Annotated in this window: 16 protein-coding genes; 10 read left to right on the plus strand and 6 right to left on the minus strand. The window is 65.3% G+C overall.

Annotated elements, in window-relative coordinates; translation table 11 throughout:
• Positions 1-85 precede the first annotated feature (85 nt).
• Entirely contained in the window at positions 86-760 is a 675-nt protein-coding gene (locus T31B1_RS01250; protein ID WP_353247642.1) for a hypothetical protein, read from the minus strand.
• A gap of 58 nt (positions 761-818) precedes the next feature.
• Here T31B1_RS01250 and T31B1_RS01255 point away from each other — a divergent pair, with 58 nt between their 5' ends.
• The gene (locus T31B1_RS01255; RefSeq protein WP_353247643.1) at positions 819-1,097 is read left to right on the plus strand and encodes an acylphosphatase; all 279 of its coding nucleotides are present in this window, start codon (positions 819-821) and stop codon (positions 1,095-1,097) included.
• Positions 1,098-1,433: 336 nt separating this feature from the next.
• Positions 1,434-3,044, plus strand: coding sequence for a peptide chain release factor 3 (locus T31B1_RS01260; RefSeq protein WP_353247644.1), 1,611 nt, complete (start codon positions 1,434-1,436; stop codon positions 3,042-3,044).
• Positions 3,045-3,171: 127 nt separating this feature from the next.
• Here T31B1_RS01260 and T31B1_RS01265 read toward each other — a convergent pair whose 3' ends face one another.
• Positions 3,172-4,698, minus strand: coding sequence for a Ppx/GppA phosphatase family protein (locus T31B1_RS01265; RefSeq protein WP_353247645.1), 1,527 nt, complete (start codon positions 4,696-4,698; stop codon positions 3,172-3,174).
• Between T31B1_RS01265 and T31B1_RS01270 the strand changes: the two genes are divergently transcribed.
• Together T31B1_RS01270 and T31B1_RS01275 are read left to right on the plus strand one after the other, a co-directional pair.
• Positions 4,697-5,389: a C40 family peptidase gene (locus T31B1_RS01270; RefSeq protein WP_353247646.1), complete on the plus strand. Its 693-nt coding sequence runs from the start codon at positions 4,697-4,699 to the stop codon at positions 5,387-5,389. The two genes, T31B1_RS01265 and T31B1_RS01270, sit on opposite strands and share 2 nt — an antisense overlap.
• 46 nt (positions 5,390-5,435) lie before the next feature.
• Positions 5,436-6,314 carry an ion transporter gene (locus tag T31B1_RS01275; protein ID WP_353247647.1) on the plus strand — a complete coding sequence of 293 codons (879 nt, stop codon included), beginning with the start codon at positions 5,436-5,438 and terminating at the stop codon, positions 6,312-6,314.
• A gap of 184 nt (positions 6,315-6,498) precedes the next feature.
• Here T31B1_RS01275 and T31B1_RS01280 read toward each other — a convergent pair whose 3' ends face one another.
• The 4 genes from T31B1_RS01280 to T31B1_RS01295 form a co-directional block, all read right to left on the minus strand.
• Positions 6,499-7,686 carry an acyl-CoA desaturase gene (locus T31B1_RS01280; protein ID WP_353247648.1) on the minus strand — a complete coding sequence of 396 codons (1,188 nt, stop codon included), beginning with the start codon at positions 7,684-7,686 and terminating at the stop codon, positions 6,499-6,501.
• Positions 7,687-7,946: 260 nt separating this feature from the next.
• On the minus strand, positions 7,947-8,765 hold the full coding sequence (gene ttcA, locus T31B1_RS01285; protein ID WP_502950903.1) for a tRNA 2-thiocytidine(32) synthetase TtcA: 819 nt from the start codon (positions 8,763-8,765) through the stop codon (positions 7,947-7,949).
• 68 nt (positions 8,766-8,833) lie between these two features.
• Positions 8,834-9,724 (minus strand): fructosamine kinase family protein, encoded by an 891-nt coding sequence (locus tag T31B1_RS01290; protein WP_353247649.1) that lies wholly within the window; start codon positions 9,722-9,724, stop codon positions 8,834-8,836.
• A complete protein-coding gene (locus tag T31B1_RS01295) occupies positions 9,721-10,593 on the minus strand; it encodes a 5'-3' exonuclease (RefSeq protein ID WP_353247650.1) in 873 nt (290 codons plus the stop codon). The genes T31B1_RS01290 and T31B1_RS01295 overlap by 4 nt, the downstream gene beginning before the upstream one ends.
• A gap of 268 nt (positions 10,594-10,861) precedes the next feature.
• Between T31B1_RS01295 and T31B1_RS01300 the strand changes: the two genes are divergently transcribed.
• The 6 genes from T31B1_RS01300 to T31B1_RS01325 all read left to right on the plus strand — a co-directional run bounded on the left by T31B1_RS01300 (position 10,862) and on the right by T31B1_RS01325 (position 17,941).
• Positions 10,862-11,638 (plus strand): DUF4412 domain-containing protein, encoded by a 777-nt coding sequence (locus T31B1_RS01300; protein WP_353247651.1) that lies wholly within the window; start codon positions 10,862-10,864, stop codon positions 11,636-11,638.
• 151 nt (positions 11,639-11,789) lie between these two features.
• Positions 11,790-12,962 (plus strand): NAD(P) transhydrogenase subunit alpha, encoded by a 1,173-nt coding sequence (locus T31B1_RS01305; protein ID WP_353247652.1) that lies wholly within the window; start codon positions 11,790-11,792, stop codon positions 12,960-12,962.
• Between the two features lie 49 nt (positions 12,963-13,011).
• Positions 13,012-13,296 carry an NAD(P) transhydrogenase subunit alpha part 2 gene (locus tag T31B1_RS01310; protein ID WP_006914082.1) on the plus strand — a complete coding sequence of 95 codons (285 nt, stop codon included), beginning with the start codon at positions 13,012-13,014 and terminating at the stop codon, positions 13,294-13,296.
• A 54-nt stretch (positions 13,297-13,350) separates the two neighbouring features.
• Complete coding sequence (locus tag T31B1_RS01315) at positions 13,351-14,748, plus strand: NAD(P)(+) transhydrogenase (Re/Si-specific) subunit beta (RefSeq protein ID WP_353247653.1); 1,398 nt, start codon at positions 13,351-13,353, stop codon at positions 14,746-14,748.
• 75 nt (positions 14,749-14,823) lie between these two features.
• On the plus strand, positions 14,824-15,420 hold the full coding sequence (locus tag T31B1_RS01320) for an NUDIX hydrolase (protein WP_353247654.1): 597 nt from the start codon (positions 14,824-14,826) through the stop codon (positions 15,418-15,420).
• A gap of 313 nt (positions 15,421-15,733) precedes the next feature.
• Positions 15,734-17,941 carry a primosomal protein N' gene (locus tag T31B1_RS01325; protein WP_353247655.1) on the plus strand — a complete coding sequence of 736 codons (2,208 nt, stop codon included), beginning with the start codon at positions 15,734-15,736 and terminating at the stop codon, positions 17,939-17,941.
• The last annotated feature ends 27 nt before the right edge of the window (positions 17,942-17,968 follow it).

A 17,968-nucleotide genomic window follows, 5' to 3' on the forward strand; every position in this document is an offset into this window, starting at 1 on the left:
CCTGCGCCAGGGAGCCCGGCGCAGCGCTATGCTCTTGTAAAACCGCTTTCGAGTCAATTCCGCACGGCGCCCGGGCGTCGACCAATCACACCGGTTCGTCGTCCGCCGCCGAGGGCTCGACAAGCTGCGCGATGCTGGCATTGAGGTTGAACCCGGAACGCCCCTGTTCGCGCCCACGCGCGCCGAAATCGCGCTCGTCGAGCTGTAGCAGCGCCAGCTGTGCCACGCCGCCAGCCGGCCCGCCGGCCGGGCCCGACCAGACGCCGATCCGGGGCTCGCCGGTGCCGGCACGTGGCAGGCCGCCGCCATACATCCCACGCAGTCGCTCGGGCATGAGCGCATCCGCGCCCGCATCCAGCGGCGACGTACTCAGCTGGATATCGAGCCAGCTACGCCAGCGGCGCGAAGCCAAGGGCTCCAACCGCTCAGCCGGCAGACGGTCGACCACACGGCGCACAAGATGAGCGGCCACGTCCCGTCCCTGATGTACCAGCGAGCGGCGCCGGTCCGTCGCCGTGCTCAGCCGGTGGTGAAAGCCCTGCTCGCGAGGCAGGCGCAGACAACCGTCCAGGTGCGCACGCAGGCGCAACGTTTCTCCCTGGCCGTGCGGTCTGGTGGTCAGGGCGACGGTGGCGGTCAGCCACGGCGCGCCGCCATAGGGACTGGGCAGCCGAAGCCGCACACTGGCATCGTGGGGCCGGGCGGCATGCGTTTCACGGCCAGTCAGCCGACGCAGCCGACCGCGCACTCGGTTGAACATCGACGAACCTGCGCCATGAAATGGGTACAGCGATTATACTGCGATATGGAGCCGACCGATGCCAGAGACCCGACACTTTACCGTTACCGGCCGCGTGCAGGGCGTGGGCTTTCGCGCGGCAACTCGGGATCGAGCACGTTCGCTCGGACTGGCCGGCTGGGTGCGTAATCGCGCCGACGGCAGCGTCGAAGGGTTGGCCCGCGGCGATGCGCAAACGCTCGATGCGCTGGAAGCCTGGCTGGCGCAGGGGCCGGCGATGGCCCGCGTGGACACGCTGGTATGCGAGGGTATCGATGACCGGCCTGAAAAGGCGGTCGGTCAGTTCGAAATCCGTTGAGCGATGATCGGATTCGCGACGTACGAACGCCGGACAAAGGTAGGCCCGAATCGGGAGGGCAACCGATCCGGGCCTGGTAACAACGCCGCCAGGGGGAGAACGGCGTCATCGGTGCAGCGACACGCGTCGGGTCGGCGTGCCGGCTGCTTTAGCAGTAAACGGTGAGGGGGACACCGAATCTGCAGGCGGCGGGATGGCTCCCGTCGTCTTCGAGACAGAGTATAGGCACGAAGCATGGTCGTTCCCAATTGCATTTCTTTTAACTATATATAGTGTTGCACTATACATCTATATTGTTCAGCGCACACAGCGCATTACGGCCGCCCGGAGCACCTGATGAGCACAGCAATCGCCGCCGATAGCAAATCGGCCGCGCAACAAGCCGCCAAAAGACGCACCTTCGCCATCATCTCGCACCCTGATGCGGGCAAGACCACGCTTACCGAAAAGCTGCTGCTGTTCGGCGGCGCGATCCAGCTCGCCGGTACCGTCAAGGGCCGCAAGGCATCGCGTCATGCCACCTCCGACTGGATGGCCATGGAGCAGTCGCGCGGTATCTCCGTGACCACGTCGGTGATGCAGTTCCCCTACAACGAACGCATCGTCAATCTGCTCGATACCCCGGGCCACGAGGACTTCTCGGAAGACACCTACCGCACGCTCACGGCGGTGGACAGCGCCCTCATGGTCATCGACATCGCCAAGGGCGTTGAGCCGCGCACGATCAAGCTCATGGAAGTGTGCCGGCTGCGTACCACGCCGATCTTCACCTTCATCAACAAGATGGACCGTGAAGGCCGCCCGCCGCTGGAAGTGCTCGATGAGGTCGAGGAAGTGCTCGGTATCGCCTGCGCCCCGATTACCTGGCCGATCGGCATGGGCAGCCAGTTCAAGGGCGTGTATCACCTGCTCGAAGACAAAGTGCACCTCTACGAAGGCTCCGACAACGAGGCCGGCGGCAAGACCGTCACCCTCGACGGCCTGGACGACCCACGTCTCAAGGAAATCGCCGGCCACTACTACGACGACCTGCTCGAGGAGATCGAGCTGATCCGCGAAGCCGGCGACGGCTTCGACCTGGAGATGTATCTCGCCGGCGAACTCACGCCGGTGTTCTTCGGTTCGGCCGTGAACAACTTCGGCATCCGCCCGTTGCTGGATGCCTTCGTCGAATGGGCACCGGCGCCGATCCCCCGCGCGACCACCAGCCGCGAAGTCGTCCCCACCGAAGAGCCGCTGTCGGGCTTCGTGTTCAAGATCCAGGCGAACATGGACCCACAGCACCGCGACCGTATCGCCTTCATGCGCGTGTGCTCCGGCCACTACGAAAAAGGCATGAAGATGCAGCATCTGCGGGCCGGCAAGGAGATCCGCGTCAACGACGCCATCACCTTCATGGCCAACAAGCGCGAGGCCGCGGAAACCGCCTGGCCGGGCGACATCATCGGTATCCACAATCACGGCACCATCGCCATCGGCGACTGCTTCTCTCAGGGCGAGGATCTGCAGTTCACCGGCATCCCCAACTTCGCGCCCGAGCTGTTCCAGCGCGTGGTCCTGCGCGACCCGCTCAAGGCCAAGGCGTTGCACAAGGGTCTCGACCAGCTCTGCGAGGAAGGCGCGACCCAGGTGTTCCGCCCGGTCAACAACAACGACGTGATCCTGGGCGCGGTCGGCGTGCTGCAGTTCGACGTGGTCGCCGAGCGGCTCAGGACCGAATACAACGTCAACGCGAGCTTCGAGGCGATCAACGTATTCACCGCACGCTGGATCTACGGCAGCGAACGCGAGCTCGCCCGCTTTCGCGACCGCATGGACGACGGCGTGGCCGAAGACCATGGCGGCGCGCTGGTCTATCTGGCGCCGTCGCGGGTGAAGCTGGCCCTGACCGAAGAACGCTGGCCGGAAATCACCTTCGCGGCCACGCGCGAGTACAACACAGGCTGAGCGAGGCGCGACGGTAATCTAGCGCCTCGATCGGCAGGCTTTGGAGGCCCTGCCGGATCCCCGCCGCGCGTTGGGTTGCGTCTGCCCGTCAAGCGGGTTGCCGAGCGCGCGCTCAGCACCATGCGCGCTACTTGCCGGGCGCAGTGACCAGCGTGATATCGGCCCGTCCGAGCAGTTCGGCCTCGCGGGCGAGATCCGCCTGGGTCAGCGGTCGCGCGGCCAGCCATTCGGCATCGCAAAGCAGTCGCAGCCGTGCTTGATCGGCGACCAGACGCACCGGCGGCTGGACCTGCGGGTCGCGTCCACGATGGAGGATCACGGCCAGGCGAAGCACGAGTGTCAATCGCTCGGCGAGGCTGCGCCACGCCCGCGGCAGCGCGTCGAGGATGTCGCGCCGGAAACGGCCACGATGCAGGCGCACCAGTGTGGCCAGAATCGCCTGATCGGCCCGCGAGAAACCCTGCAGGTCGGCGTTGCGGAGGATGTATTCACCGTGCTTGTGGTAGCCCTTGTGCGAAATCGCCAGACCGATCTCGTGTAACAGGGCCGCCCAGCGGAGCAGGCGAATCCCCATGACACCGGTGATCTCGTCGTCGTCCTCGACGTGGCCGAGCAGGCGAATGGCGGTGGCCGCGACGCGCTCGGCCTGGGACTGGTCGACATCGTAGCGGCCACTGGCCGCCAGGACGCCGTCCTCGCGCGCATCGTGATCCTGGAGCCGCCCCAGCAGATCGAAGACCACGCCTTCGCGAAGCGCCTTGTCGGATACGCGCATCGACTCGATGCCCAGGCTCTCGAAGATACCGGTCAATACCGCCAGGCCGCCCGGAAAGATGGCCCGGCGATCGTCGGAAACGCCAGGCAGCGACAGCTTGTCCACGCGCCCGGCCTTGACCACCGCCCGGCCGAGTTCGCGTAAGGCCGCGGGGGTGATGGTCTCGTCGCCCTGGGTGGCTCCGGTGGCGCGCAGAATCGACTTCACGCTGCCTGACGCGCCCACCGCGAGATCCCAGCCTGCGCTGCGGTAGGCGCGCACGATGGGCTCGAGGGTGAGACGCGCATCCATCACCGCGGCCTGCCAGGCCTTGCGGCTGATGCGCCCATCGCCGAAATAGCGCTGCATGTGCATGACCGCGCCCAGAGACACGCTTTCCACGAGCTGCGGACGCGCGTGCTCGCCGACGATCAGTTCCGTAGAGCCGCCGCCGATATCCACGACCAGGCGTCGCGGCCATTCGTCGCCCAGGTCCTGGATCACGCCCCCATAGATCAACCGCGCCTCCTCGGCGCCGTAGATCACCTCCACGGGGTGTCCGAGCGCCTGGCTGGCGCGTGCGATGAAGTCGTCGCTGCCCTGGGCGCGACGCAGGGTATTGGTACCGACCGCACGCACGTGATCGTGCGGCAGGCCGCGCAGACGCTGGCCGAAACGCTCCAGGCAGGCCAATGCACGCTCGCAGGCCGCGCCGTCCAGACGACGATCGGCCGTCAGCCCGGCCGCCAGCCGGACCGACTCCTTCAACCGGTCGACGACGTGCATTTTTCCGTCGTCGTTGCGCACCACGATCATGTGGAAACTGTTCGATCCCAGGTCCACCGCGGCCACGGTCTGGGGTGCGTATTCGCCGCGGGGGCTTTCCAAGACACGATTCATGCGGCTATCTTATGTGCTCGTGACCAGGGGCGCGAGGGGCCGACGTTTTGCGAAAACGCCGAATGACGAGGATCTGTCCGGTAATGGCGCGCTCGTGCCGTTGCTGATCATTCGCCCGGTGGCATCGGCCCGGGCGTGGCTGACACTGGCGGCGCTGGCGCTGCTGGTATCCGGCTGTGCCAGCCAACCGCGCACGCTGGGCGCTCAGAACGACGGCTATTCCGTGCGTAAAGCCGGCAGCTCCCCTCATATGAACGACGCCCGGTCTGCGGGACCGGCCTCGTCGCGCAATCGGTTTTCCGGTAGCGATTCGGCCATCGAGGATGCGCTGCACGACTTTTATCGCCAGTGGCAGGGCGTGCCGTACCGCTACGGCGGGCGCGGCACCGACGGTATCGATTGTTCCAGCTTCGTGCGCCAGACCATGGGCGCGATCGAATCGCTGGACCTGCCCCGCACGACCTATGAACAGGCCGAACGGGGCGAGCCCATCGATCGCAGCGAACTCAGTCCCGGCGATCTGGTGTTCTTCAAGACCGGCGGCTCCGGACGTCATGTCGGGGTATATGTCGGCAACGGACGCTTCATGCACGCCTCGACCAGCAAGGGCGTGACGATATCGCGCCTGGACAACATCTACTGGCGCAACCATTACTGGCAATCACGCCGCGTAACCGCATCCGTCAATTGATACGCTGCGGTTCGGCGGCCGGCACGTCGCTACCACCCGGCCCGCCATGACCGACGACGAACACAGCCTGCGCATACGCCTGCGCGAAATCATCTTCGGTACCGATACACCGGCCGGACGCGGCTTCGATATCGTGCTGCTGGTGTTCATCGTGGCCAGCGTAGCCAACCTGATGCTGATCTCGGTCGCGGCCATCGAGGCCCGCGTCGGCACGCTCCTGCATGCGCTGGAATGGGGCTTCACGGTGGCGTTCAGCATCGAGTACCTCGTGCGTATCTACGCCGCCCGACGCCGCTGGGCTTATATCCGCAGCTTCTACGGCATCGTCGATCTGCTGTCGGTTCTGCCGCTGTACCTCGCGCTGATGCTGCCCTCGGCGCATTATCTGGTCGCCATCCGTGCGCTGCGAGTGATGCGCATATTCCGCGTACTCAAGCTCGTGCGCTATGCCAACGATGCCAACGTGCTGACTCGATCGCTGCGCCATGCCCAGCGCAAGATCCAGATCTTTCTCGGCGTACTGGCTCTCATCACGGTGGTGCTGGGCGCGCTGATGTATGTCGTCGAAGGCCCGGTTCACGGTTTCACCAGCATCCCGCGCAGCATGTACTGGGCGGTGGTGACCATCACCACGGTGGGCTACGGCGATATCGCGCCCGGCACCCCGCTGGGCCAGGCGCTGGCCGGTATCGCGATCATGCTCGGCTATGCGCTGCTGGCAGTGACCGGCGGCATCATCACCGCCGAGCTCACCAACGAGATCGCCAGCGAGCGGCAGCGGCGCCAGTGTCCGCACTGCGAACGCAGCGGCCACGAGATCGACGCCCACTACTGCAAGTTCTGTGGCGGCGCCCTGGACGCCGATGAAGCCGAGGATGCGCCCGCCGACGAGGAACAGGCCGAGGCTCGCGACAAACTCGACTAGCCCGGTCACCGGCGCGCATATCGACGCCGTACTGTCACCGACAGGCATCGGTGCGACGGGAGAATCACTCGGCCGCAGGTGGTCCGCTCGAGCCCACAAAAAAGCCCGTCGCGGCTGACGCGACGGGCTCGAGTGGCGACGTTGTCCGCTCAGGCGCAGACAACGATCAGCGCAGGCGTACGGCTCAGGCGCGCACCGGCTCCGAGCGGGCCTGCTCGATCAGGCGATGCGATACCGCCTTGTGCAGCATTTCATGCGCCCGCTCGATCGCACGGTCCAGGCCTTCGTGGCGGATCTTGAACTGCTTGTGCGCCCGCGCCTTGAGCTCCTCGGCGCTCGGGAACTCCGGCAGTTCGATCTCGGCCAGATAAGCTTCGGCCGCGCTCCACTTGGTTCGCGCATGGCCACGCAGATCGTCCAGGATGTGGCTGCCTTCCCACCGCTGGCGGATGTTCGCGCTGATACGGTCGGGCGAGAAACCATCGGCAATATAGGTCGCGCACTTGTCGATGATCTTCTGCGTCGGCGCCTTCTCGTTGGCCAGGATCGTCTTCGGCGGCTGGCGCAGGTCCCAGACCAGGCCCAGCTTCTTGAGCCCCAGCAGCATGTAGTAGGTCGTATCGAACTCCCACCAGAAGAAGCCGTTGCGCGCGGTCGACGGGTAATAATGGTGGTTGTTGTGCCAGCCCTCGCCCATCGTGAGGATGGCCAGGAACCAGTTGTTGCGCGAGTCGTCACCGGTCAGATAACGCTGCTTGCCGATCATGTGGTTGAGCGAGTTGACCGTGAACGTGGCGTGATACACCAGAACGGTCGACAGCAGAAATCCCGAGAACAGGCCGGCCCAGCCGCCTATCGCGAAGCACAACACGCCCACGATGATGCCCGGGATGTACTGATGCCGCTCGATCCAGCGAATTTCCGGGTACTTGGAGAAATCCTTGATCAGATCCATGTCCGGATTGGCGCGTGCTTCACGATAGACCCAGCCCACATGCGCATCGAACACGCCGTACTGACGCGGCGAGTGCGAATCCGCCGGCATGTCGGCGTCGCGATGGTGCTCGCGATGCTTGGCCGCCCACCAGAGCGGGCCCTTCTGAAACGCGGTCGCCCCGAGAAAGGCCAGCACGAACTGGAACGCGCGGCTGGTCTTGTAACCGCGGTGCGAGAAATAGCGGTGATAGCCTGCGGTGATGCCGAAAACGCGGAACACGTACAGACCGACACACAGGGCGATCGAGGTGGCCGTAAAGCCTGTCCACCAGATCCCGATCAACGCCACATGAAGCAGCGCAAAGGGGATGAATTCGACCCAGTCGAAACGGTCTTCCATTTCGGGATTGGATGGATACTTCCTTTCTGCGGTCATTGGCGTAGCGCCCTCAATCTAAAAAATCCGGGGAATTCGTTGCAGTGCACAACTGTTCACTGACGCATTGAGTATGCGGCAGATAAGAATCGTTTTCAAGAAAGCGCCACACGCGCTTTTGCACGTGGAGGCTCGCCGGAGCGGGGCAAGCCAACGGTCGTGAAACCGCCTCCGGGCCTGCCCTGGGCCCGCTTTCAAGTCGTACCGTGGGTTGGACCACGAACGTTTGTCGCCGTTCCCCGTCCGGCCTTGTCGTCGTCCTATAGACCGGCGAAGTCGAACAGGTCGCGGTCGGCCATCTGGGACGGCGCGATACGGGTCATCGAACGGAAGATGCGTTCGCTTCGACCGGGGTCGGCGGCCTCCCATTCGGCGAGCATCGTCTTGATGTTCTGGCGTTCCAGGTTGGCCTGCGAGCCACACAGATTGCAGGGAATGATCGGATACTCGTTCAGCCGAGCGAACTTGTCGATATCGCGCTCACTGCAATAGGCCAGCGGGCGGATCACCACGTTCTCGCCGTCGTCGCTCTTGAGCTTCGGCGGCATGGCGGCCATGCGACCGCCATGAAACATGTTCAAAAACAACGTCTCCACGATATCGTCGCGGTGATGCCCCAGGGCGATCCGGTTGTACCCGTGGTCTTTCGCATACTGATAGAGAATGCCGCGACGCAGGCGCGAACACAGCCCGCACATGGTCTTGCCCTCGGCGACCTTGTCCGTGACCACGCTGTAGGTGTCGCGCTCGATGATGTGGTAGTCCACGCCTCGGGCAGCGAGATATTCCGGCAGCACGAACGCCGGAAAGCCGGGCTGCTTCTGGTCGAGGTTCACGGCCGTCAATGAAAAACGGACCGGCGCCACACGCTGCAGATACACCAGCATGTCAAGCAGCGTGTAACTGTCCTTGCCTCCGGACAGACACACCATGATCCGATCGCCCTCGCCGATCATGCCGTAATCGGTCACGGCCTGACCGGTCAGGCGCTTGAGACGTTTGGCCAGCTTGTTGGCCGACACCGAGCCCGGCGTCAGGCCGGCCGGCGGGCGGGTATCGAGAACCGGAATATCGGACATGGCGAGGCGATCGTCGGCAGTGAATCGGAGCAACAGCGCCGTATTGTACGCGCCGCCCTGTACGGCGTTCAGCCGAGCGCGCGCAGCTCCGCGATCACACGCCGGCTTTCGGCCACGTAGTGCCCGCCGAACAGACGCGCGTGATTAAGCAGGTGATAGAGCTGGTAGAGCGGCCGCCGGACATGGCGATAGCCCGCGGTCATGGGCCAGGCGCCCCAGTACGCTTCGAAGAACAGCGGCGAAAAACCGCCGAACAGCTCGGCCATGGCCAGATCGGTCTCGCGATCGCCGTAATAGACCGCCGGGTCGAACACGACCGGGTGGCCGTCGGTATCCATACCGGCATTGCCGCCCCACAGATCGCCGTGCACCAATGAGGCCTCGGGTATGTGGCCGGCCAGCAACCGGTCGAGCATGCCCAGCAGCACATCGCCTTCGCGGGCCAGCTTCGGATGCGCCGGCGCCAATGCGTCGAGCATCGCCGCCAGCCGGTTCTCACGCCAGAATTCCGTCCAGCGCGGATGCGGCGCGTTCGGCTGCGGTGATGCGCCGATGACGTTATCGCGGTGCCAGCCGTAGTGGGTCGAGATCACGCCGTGCATATCCGCCAGCGCCTCGCCGAGACGGGTCATCGCCAGCGGCGACAGCGGCTGCAGATCGATATGCTCGAGCACCAGATACGCATGCGCCGAGGCCTGCCCGCGGGCGACCGGCCGCGGCACGCGCAGGCCCACGGCCTGGGCCAGTTCATCCAGCCCGGCGGCCTCGGCACTGAACATCTCGGCGCGGTGCGCGCGATTGAGCTTGACGAAATAGCGGGCCGGCCCGCGGTGACTGGCCCCTTCCAGGCGATACGCCAGATTGATCGACCCGCCGGCCAGCCGGACACGCGTGGTACTGGCGAAATGGCCGCCAATCGCCCGGCCGATGCCGGCATCGATCGCGGGCCAGTCGATCACTCGGACGCCTCGTCGAGCCCCAGTTTGCGGCGCAGTCCCTGGCCCAGGCCAAGACGGTCGCACACCGCGCGCAGCTGTTCGGCGTCGACCGGCCGGCGCTCGATCCGGCGTTCGGCCGCCGACAGATCGATATCGGTCACGATCGTGGCCAGCCGCCGCGACAAGCGCGCCTGATCGGCATGGGTCTCGAGCCGGCCGGCCAGCGAACGTGCACCACGCACACCGCTCTCGGCGACCGCGTCGATATCGACCAGCATGGCTTCGAGATCCTCGAAGCAGCCGAGCAACGCCGCCGCCGTCTTGGCGCCGATGCCCGGCACGCCGGGGATGTTGTCCACGGTATCGCCCACCAGCGCCAGATAATCCGGAATCGCCCGCGGGCCGACGCCGAACCGGGCACGGATCGCGGCGGCGTCGTACCGGATCTCGCGTGCATAGTCCCAGAGCGTATCGCCCTCGCCAAGCAGCTGCGCCAGATCCTTGTCCGAGGTAACGATGGTCACCGGCTCGTCGGCGTCGACGGCCAGCGTGCCGATCAGATCGTCGGCTTCATAGACCGGGCTCGACAGGGTCGCCACGCCAAGTGCCTCGGTCAGGGCACGACAGCCGGCGATCTGGGCTTCGAGATCCGCCGGCGGCAGCTCTCGCGTGGCCTTGTAGTCGGCATACAGCTCATTGCGGAACGAGCTGACCAGCGATTCGTCGAAAGCCGCGGCGACGCGGTCGTCCTCGGCACCGGCGAGCAGCTGAACCAGAAAGGTTGCATAGCCGTGAATGGCGTTGACCGGCCGGCCGTCGTCTCCGGTGATGCTCGAGGGCAGGGCATGATAGGCCCGGAAGATATAGACACTGGCATCGATGAGCAGCATGTGCCTATCTCCGTCTCACCGTGTCGGCGCCCGCTGCACGTCGTTGGAGCCCATTGCCGCGCAGCGATCGGTGCGCACGCTGGCGTTGGTCTTTGCTCGTCTGGCGGGCCAAACCTGTCTCCTCGCAGCGGGGCCGGCACGCCACGCATCGAGTCCGCGCACGTGCATAATGATCTGACAGGCCCTAGTGTACTGCACCACGGAGTGCCGATCGGTCCGCCGATCGCGACCCTGTCCACAACGGATCGCAACAGGAATCGAGCCCACCATGAATCGACTGCTTCTGTCTGCCGCCGCGCTGCTCGGCGGCCTGATCACGCTGACCGTGGCCGCGAGTCCGGCCCTGGCCGCCGGCGACGACACCACGCTGGTCTACCAGGGCGCTCAGGGCCGCTTCACGGTCGATATCCGGCCGGGCGAAGTGCGTATCGATGATGCCAGCCGTCAGTGGCAGCTCTACGACGAAAGCCAACAGGCGATCTTTTCGGTCGATCCGACCGACCAGAGCTATACACGGCTCGACAAGAGCACCGCCCGCAATATACGAGCTCAGGTCGATGCCCTGCGTTCGCGAGTCGACGCCAAGGTTCGCCAGCTGCCGGAAAGCCAGCAGGCCACCGCGCGAGCCGCGCTGCTGCAGTCGATGCCGGCACTGGACTCCAGCGAGCACCGGGTCGGCCTGGACAAGACGGGCCGTACCGACACGATCGCCGGCGTGGCCTGCAACGTGGTCCAAGTGGTCCGCGACGGCCGGCCGGCCGAGAGCCTGTGTGTGGCCAGCGCGGAGTCCCTGGGCATATCCGGGGCCGGCTTCGACAGCGTGCAATCCATGTTTGAACTCATGCAGACGATGCTGGCCGGTACCGGTTTCCAGGCGGCGGGCCTGCCCTACCTGAGCCTGTCGGGCATGCCCGTACGCTTTACCGATACCAACACCGGCGAGCAGCGTCAGCTGATCAGCGTCGATCACAAGCAGCTGCCGGATTCGCGTTTCACCATTCCCGATACCTATATCGAGACCGCGATCGCCCCGCCCGGCAGCTGATCGGCGCGTCGCCTCCAAGCTACGAAAGCCTCGGGGTTTCGGTTAGACTCATTTTCGGGTTGACCCGGACCGGCGGCCCTGGGGGAAATGCACGCTCGCACGAACGTGCGCATGCCGCGCCGGGTATTCATCGCAACAAACAAGGGAAGACATGAGCGTAAAAATCGCAGTCCCGAAGGAGACGGCCAGCGGCGAGACGCGTGTCGCCATGGTGCCGAAGGTGGCCGACAAGCTGACCAAGCTGAACGTCGAGCTTCTGGTGGCCAAGGGCGCCGGCGAAGGCAGCCGTATTCCGGATGAGGCCTACAACGAGCCCGTCAAGCTCTCGGGTCGTGCTGCCGACATCTTCGGCGCCGACGTGGTGCTGGCTGTCAATGCACCCGATCCGAAACAGATCGCCAAGATGAAGAAGGGATCGGTGCTGATCAGCTTCGTCCAGGCACACAACAACCGCGAGGTCGTCGAGGCGCTGAACAGCGGCTCGGTGACCTGTTTCGCCATGGAGCTGGTCCCGCGCATCACCCGCGCCCAGTCCATGGACGCGCTGTCCTCGCAGGCCTCTGCGGCCGGCTACAAGGCCGCCCTGATGGCTGCCAATTCGCTGGAACGCTTCCTGCCGATGCTGACCACCGCGGCCGGCACCATTCGTCCGGCCAAGGTGCTGGTCATCGGGGCGGGCGTGGCCGGTCTGCAGGCGATCGCGACGGCCAAGCGCCTGGGCGCCAAGGTATTCGCCTACGACGTACGGACCGACACCAAGGAGCAGGTCGAATCGCTCGGTGCCGATTTCCTCATGGCCGAAGGCGTGAAAGCCGAGGCCGAGGGCGGCTACGCGCGTGAGCTCAACGAGGACGAAAAGGCCAAGCAGCAGCAGATGCTGGAAAAGAACATGGCCGATGCGGACGCGGTCATCACCACCGCCGCGGTACCCGGACGGCCGGCGCCGAAGATCATCTCCCAGGCCATGGTCGAAGCCATGAAACCGGGCTCGGTGCTCATCGATCTGGGCGCCTCTGGCGGCGGCAATTGTGAGCTGACCCGTCCGGACGAGACCGTTACTCACGGCAGCGTAACGATCTACGGGCCGTCCAACGTGCCGGCCCTGCTGGCCGAGCACTCCAGCGAGATGTACGCCCAGAACCTGTTCAACTTCCTGCAGCTGATCGTGGTGCCCGAAGAAGGCCAGGACGACGCCAAGCCGGCGGACAAGACATACAAGCTGGAAATCAACTGGGACGACGAGATCCTGGCCAAGTCGGCGCTCACGCACGACGGCCAGATCGTCAACGAGGCCGCCAAGAAGGCGCTGGCCGAGGCGGGCTGATCGGCCCGCTTTTTTTGTCGACGGCCATACACATTCAGGGAGACACGCTGTGATTACAGGTTTTGTCGCACTCTATATCTTCATGCTCGCTGCCTTCACCGGCTACGAGATCATCGGCCGGGTTCCGGCCATTCTGCATACCCCGCTCATGTCGGGTTCCAACTTCGTGCACGGGATCGTGCTGGTCGGCGCCATGGTCGCCCTCGGTCATGCCGACGGCTTCTGGGAGACGCTGATCGGCTTCATCGGCGTGATCCTCGCCGCCGGCAATGCCGTCGGCGGTTACGTGGTGACCGAACGCATGCTCGAGATGTTCAAGTCCTCCAAGGACTGATCTCGCGTCTGTACCGATTCCATATAAAAAGCGCACACGAAAAGGTTACCGACTATGAGTTTCTGGGAATTCACCGTCGACGCGAGCTACTTCATTGCAGCCGTGTTGTTCATCATCGGCCTCAAGCGGATGGGCTCGCCCAAGACCGCCAAGGCCGGCATCAAATGGGCTGGCGTGGGCATGGTGCTGGCCACCGTGGTCACCCTGTGGCATCCGGACATGGACGCCGGCTTCTTCCGCTACGTGCTGATCCTGCTGGCCATCGGCATTGGTGGCGCGGGGGCGTGGTATACCGGCAAGAAGGTCCAGATGACCGGCATGCCGCAGATGGTCGCGCTGTATAACGGCATGGGCGGCGGTGCGGCCGCCGCGATTGCGCTGGTCGAGCTCTACTCCCATGCCGCCTTCGAACATGGCACCACGGTGCTGATTCTCGCGGTCATCGGCGCATTGATCGGTGGCGTATCGTTCTCCGGTTCACTGATTGCCTGGGCCAAGCTCGAAGGCAAGATGAACAAAACGATCCGTCTGCCCGGCCAGCACATCATCAACGGCGGCATCGCGCTGCTGGCCGTCATTCTCGGCATCGCGATCTGCGCGTCGAGCGACGGCGCACCGGTGCTGGTGACGCTGTTCTTCCTGGTCTGCCTGGTCTTCGGCGTGTTCCTGACCAACCCCATCGGCGGCGCCGACATGCCGGTGGTGATCTCGCTGTACAACGCGCTGACCGGCCTGGCCGTGGCCTTCGAAGGCTTCGTGCTCGGCAACCCGGCCATGATCATTGCCGGCACCGTGGTCGGCGCAGCCGGTTCGCTGCTGACCATTCTGATGGCCAACGCCATGAACCGGTCGATCTCGAACGTGCTGTTCGCCGGCTTCGGCGTCGACGACGGCGCGTCCGCGGAAGGCCCGGAAGGCGAGATGAAGTCCACCGAGGCGTTCGACGCGGCGGCCTCGTTCGCCTATGCCGATTCGCTCATCATCGTGCCCGGCTACGGCCTGGCCGTCGCGCAGGCCCAGCACAAGCTGTGGGAATTCGTGCAGATGCTGTCCAAGGAACACGATGTCGACGTGAAGTTCGCCATCCATCCGGTGGCCGGTCGCATGCCCGGACACATGAACGTGCTGCTGGCCGAGGCCGGGGTGCCCTACGACATGATCTTCGACCTGGAGGAAATCAACGCCGAATTCCCCAATGCCGATGCGGCCCTGGTGATCGGTGCCAACGACGTGGTCAACCCGGCGGCTCGTACCGATGAGTCCAGTCCGATCTACGGCATGCCGATCCTGGACGTGGACAAGGCGCGTGAGGTCTATGTGATCAAGCGCGGCAAGGGCACCGGTTTCTCGGGTGTCCAGAACGCGCTGTTCTTCGGCGACAATACCCGGATGATCTTCGGCGACGCCAAGCAGGTCTGTACCGATCTGGCCAACGGGCTCAAGCAGCTCTAGGCCCCGTTCGATACGGTTCGAAAAAAGCCGCCTTCGGGCGGCTTTTTTCTGTCTGTCACCCGGAACACGCCCCGCATGCACGAACTGTCACCGCTGATCACCGCCCTGGCCCGCCACCGACCACGCCGGCAGCCGCTGCGCCGCCACCTGCAGCGCGCAGCGGTGGCCGTGATCCTGCGAGAGACCCGCCAGGGCGGCGAAGTTCTGCTGATCGAACGAGCGCAGCGCGCCGGGGACCCCTGGTCGGGGCACATGGCGCTGCCCGGCGGCCGCCTGGAGCGCGCCGACCGGGCCAGCGGCTCGACGGCCGCCCGGCGCGAGACTGCCGAGGAGATCGGACTGGCACTTGACTCGACCCACGGGGTCGGCCGTCTGTCCGACCGCCTCACACTGGATCATCGCCGGCGCGGCGCGCTGGTCCTGTCGCCGTTCGTCTATCGATACGACAACGAAACCTGTCTGTATCTCAATCACGAGATCGCCGACACGTGCTGGGTGGCCCTGGCCGATCTCGATGAACCCGGCCGGCGGGGGACGCTGAGCTGGCGCATCGGCCCGGTCGCACTGCCCATGCCCTGTCACCCATGCGACCATCGGCGGGTGATCTGGGGCCTGACCCTACAGATTCTCGACGAACTGCTCCGCATTGCCGATCGCGGCCGCCTCAGGTGAACGCCTGCCAGATAGAATGCGGCTCGGACAGCGGCGCGCCCGTCGCTGGCTTGGCCACAGGACCAACGGCTAGTTGACAGGTATCTCGATAGTCTATCCACGCGGAAATCACTGTTTATCCACAAACGGTTCGCCGCGCCGCCGCGGCTTTTTTACGGCCACCGTTCGCTCGCTGCCGTACAGGGTGCTCATAACCCACTAATATTAAAAATTATTTATAGATGTAACGGAAATCCTGATTTTTTTAGCCCCAGTCTATGAACGCAGCCCTGCAAAATAATCCACTGATTTATCCACAGGCTGTACGCCGCGAATGAAACCGCTCGCCGGACAACGCGTCCTGAGGGTGGCAGTGCCTGTGCCGCTGCACGGCGGATTCGACTATCTCGCACCGTCCGACACCCCGCCCGACCCGGTCGGTCATCGAGTACTGGTGCGCTTCGGCCGACGAAAGCTCGTCGGCATCGTGGTCGCTGCCGATGTCGACAGCGAGCTGGACGTCGACCGGCTGAAGTCGGCCGAGACGTTGTTGGACGACACGCCGGTATTCGACGCCGATCAGCTACGACTGCTGCATTGGGCTGCACGTTATTATCATCATCCGCTCGGTGAGGCGCTCAACACCGCCCTGCCGGTGGTCCTGCGCCGGGCCCGCAACGACCAGACGCCTAGCCGATACCGCGCCTGGCGGATCGCCCACGACGAACACCCGACGGACCTCGCGGCGCGTCTGGCACGCGCGCCACGCCAACGCGAAATATTCGAATGGCTGGCCAGTGCTCAGGCCCCGGTCGACCATAGCCAGCTGAAAGAACGATTCACCAACGCAGCGGCCACACTGCGAGCGCTGGTCGAGCGCGGTCTGATCGAGCCGGTCGAACGGCCCGGCGGGCTGATTCAGGGAAGGATGGGTAGCGCCCCGCAGCTGACCGACGATCAGGCCGTCGCGGTGGCCGCGTTGCGCGCCGTCGAGCCCGGCTTCGCCCCCACGCTCATCGAAGGCGTGACCGGCAGCGGCAAGACCGAGCTCTATTTCCGTCGCATGGCCGACATCCTGGCTGCCGGCGGCCAGGTTCTGTTCCTGGCTCCCGAAATCGGCCTGACACCGCAGCTCATCGAGCGCGTTCAACAGCGTTTTGCCGCTCGTATCGGCGTACTCCACTCTCAGCGCAGCGAAGGCGAGCGCGGTGATGTCTGGCGCGCGGCCCGTGCCGGCGAAGCCGATATCGTGATCGGTACCCGCTCGGCCGTGTTCACCCCGATGCCAAGGCTCGGGCTGATCGTGGTCGACGAAGAACACGACGGCTCCTACAAGCAGCAGGACGGTTTCCGCTACCACGCCCGCGACGTCGCACTCCGGCGGGCCCAGCGGGCGGCCATCCCCATCGTGCTCGGCAGCGCGACACCGGCCCTTGAAACTCTGTATAACGCTGAGCACAGGCGCTACGGTCACTTGCGCCTGGATCAACGGGCGACCGGTGCCCGGCTGCCGCCGATCGAGGTCATCGATATCCGATCGCGACCATTGCTCGGTGGCCTGTCCGATCCGCTGCTCGCCCGGATCGAGACCCAGCTCGCCGCCGGCAACCAGGTGATGATCTTCATCAATCGTCGCGGCTACGCACCGGCGCTTGCCTGCCACGACTGCGGCTGGATCGCGCCCTGCACGCGCTGCGACGCGCCGCTGACGCTGCATGGAGGCATGAGCCGTCTCCAGTGCCACCACTGCGGCGCGGCCGAGCCGGCGCCTCGACGTTGTCCGAGTTGCAGCAGCGATCAGCTGATCGCGCTCGGAGCCGGTACGGAACGGGTCGCCGGCGCCCTGCGCAGTCGCTTTCCCGACGTCGCCATCGCCCGCTTCGACCGCGACAGCATGGCCCGCAAGGGCCGGCTGGAAGCCCAGCTGGCCGATGTTGCCAGCGGCCGCACCCAGCTGCTGGTCGGTACCCAGATGCTGGCCAAGGGCCACGATTTCGCCCGTCTGACCTGTGTCGGCGTGCTGGACGTGGACGGCGGCCTGTTCTCGGCGGACTTTCGCGCCGCCGAACACATGGCCCAACTGGTAACCCAGGTCGCCGGCCGGGCGGGCCGGGCCGATCTGCGCGGCGAAGTCTGGCTGCAGACACGCCATCCCGATCATCCCCTGTTGCAGAAGCTGCTGGCCGGTGGCTATCGCGCCTTTGCCGATGCCGCGCTGGCCGAACGCCGCGAGGCGGCGTTGCCACCGTACGGGCATCTCGCGCTGCTGCGGGCCGAGGCCACGCGCGAGGCCGCGCCCCTCGAATTCCTGCACGCCGCTGCGGCGCTCATCGATGCCGGCGGCGATCCGGCATGCTGGGGCCCGGTCCCGGCACCGATGCAACGCCGAGCTGGGCGTTTCCGGGCCCATCTGCTGCTGCACGCCACCGACCGAGCCGCGCTGCATCCGGCACTGGACCATTGGCAAACCACGCTCGCGGATCTGCCCCAGGCCAGACAGGTGCGCTGGTCGATCGACGTGGACCCGCAGGATCTGCTCTGAGCCGAGCTTGACCCGGACGACGACTCG

The organism is Salinisphaera sp. T31B1, from assembly GCF_040361275.1.
Taxonomy (GTDB): domain Bacteria; phylum Pseudomonadota; class Gammaproteobacteria; order Nevskiales; family Salinisphaeraceae; genus Salinisphaera.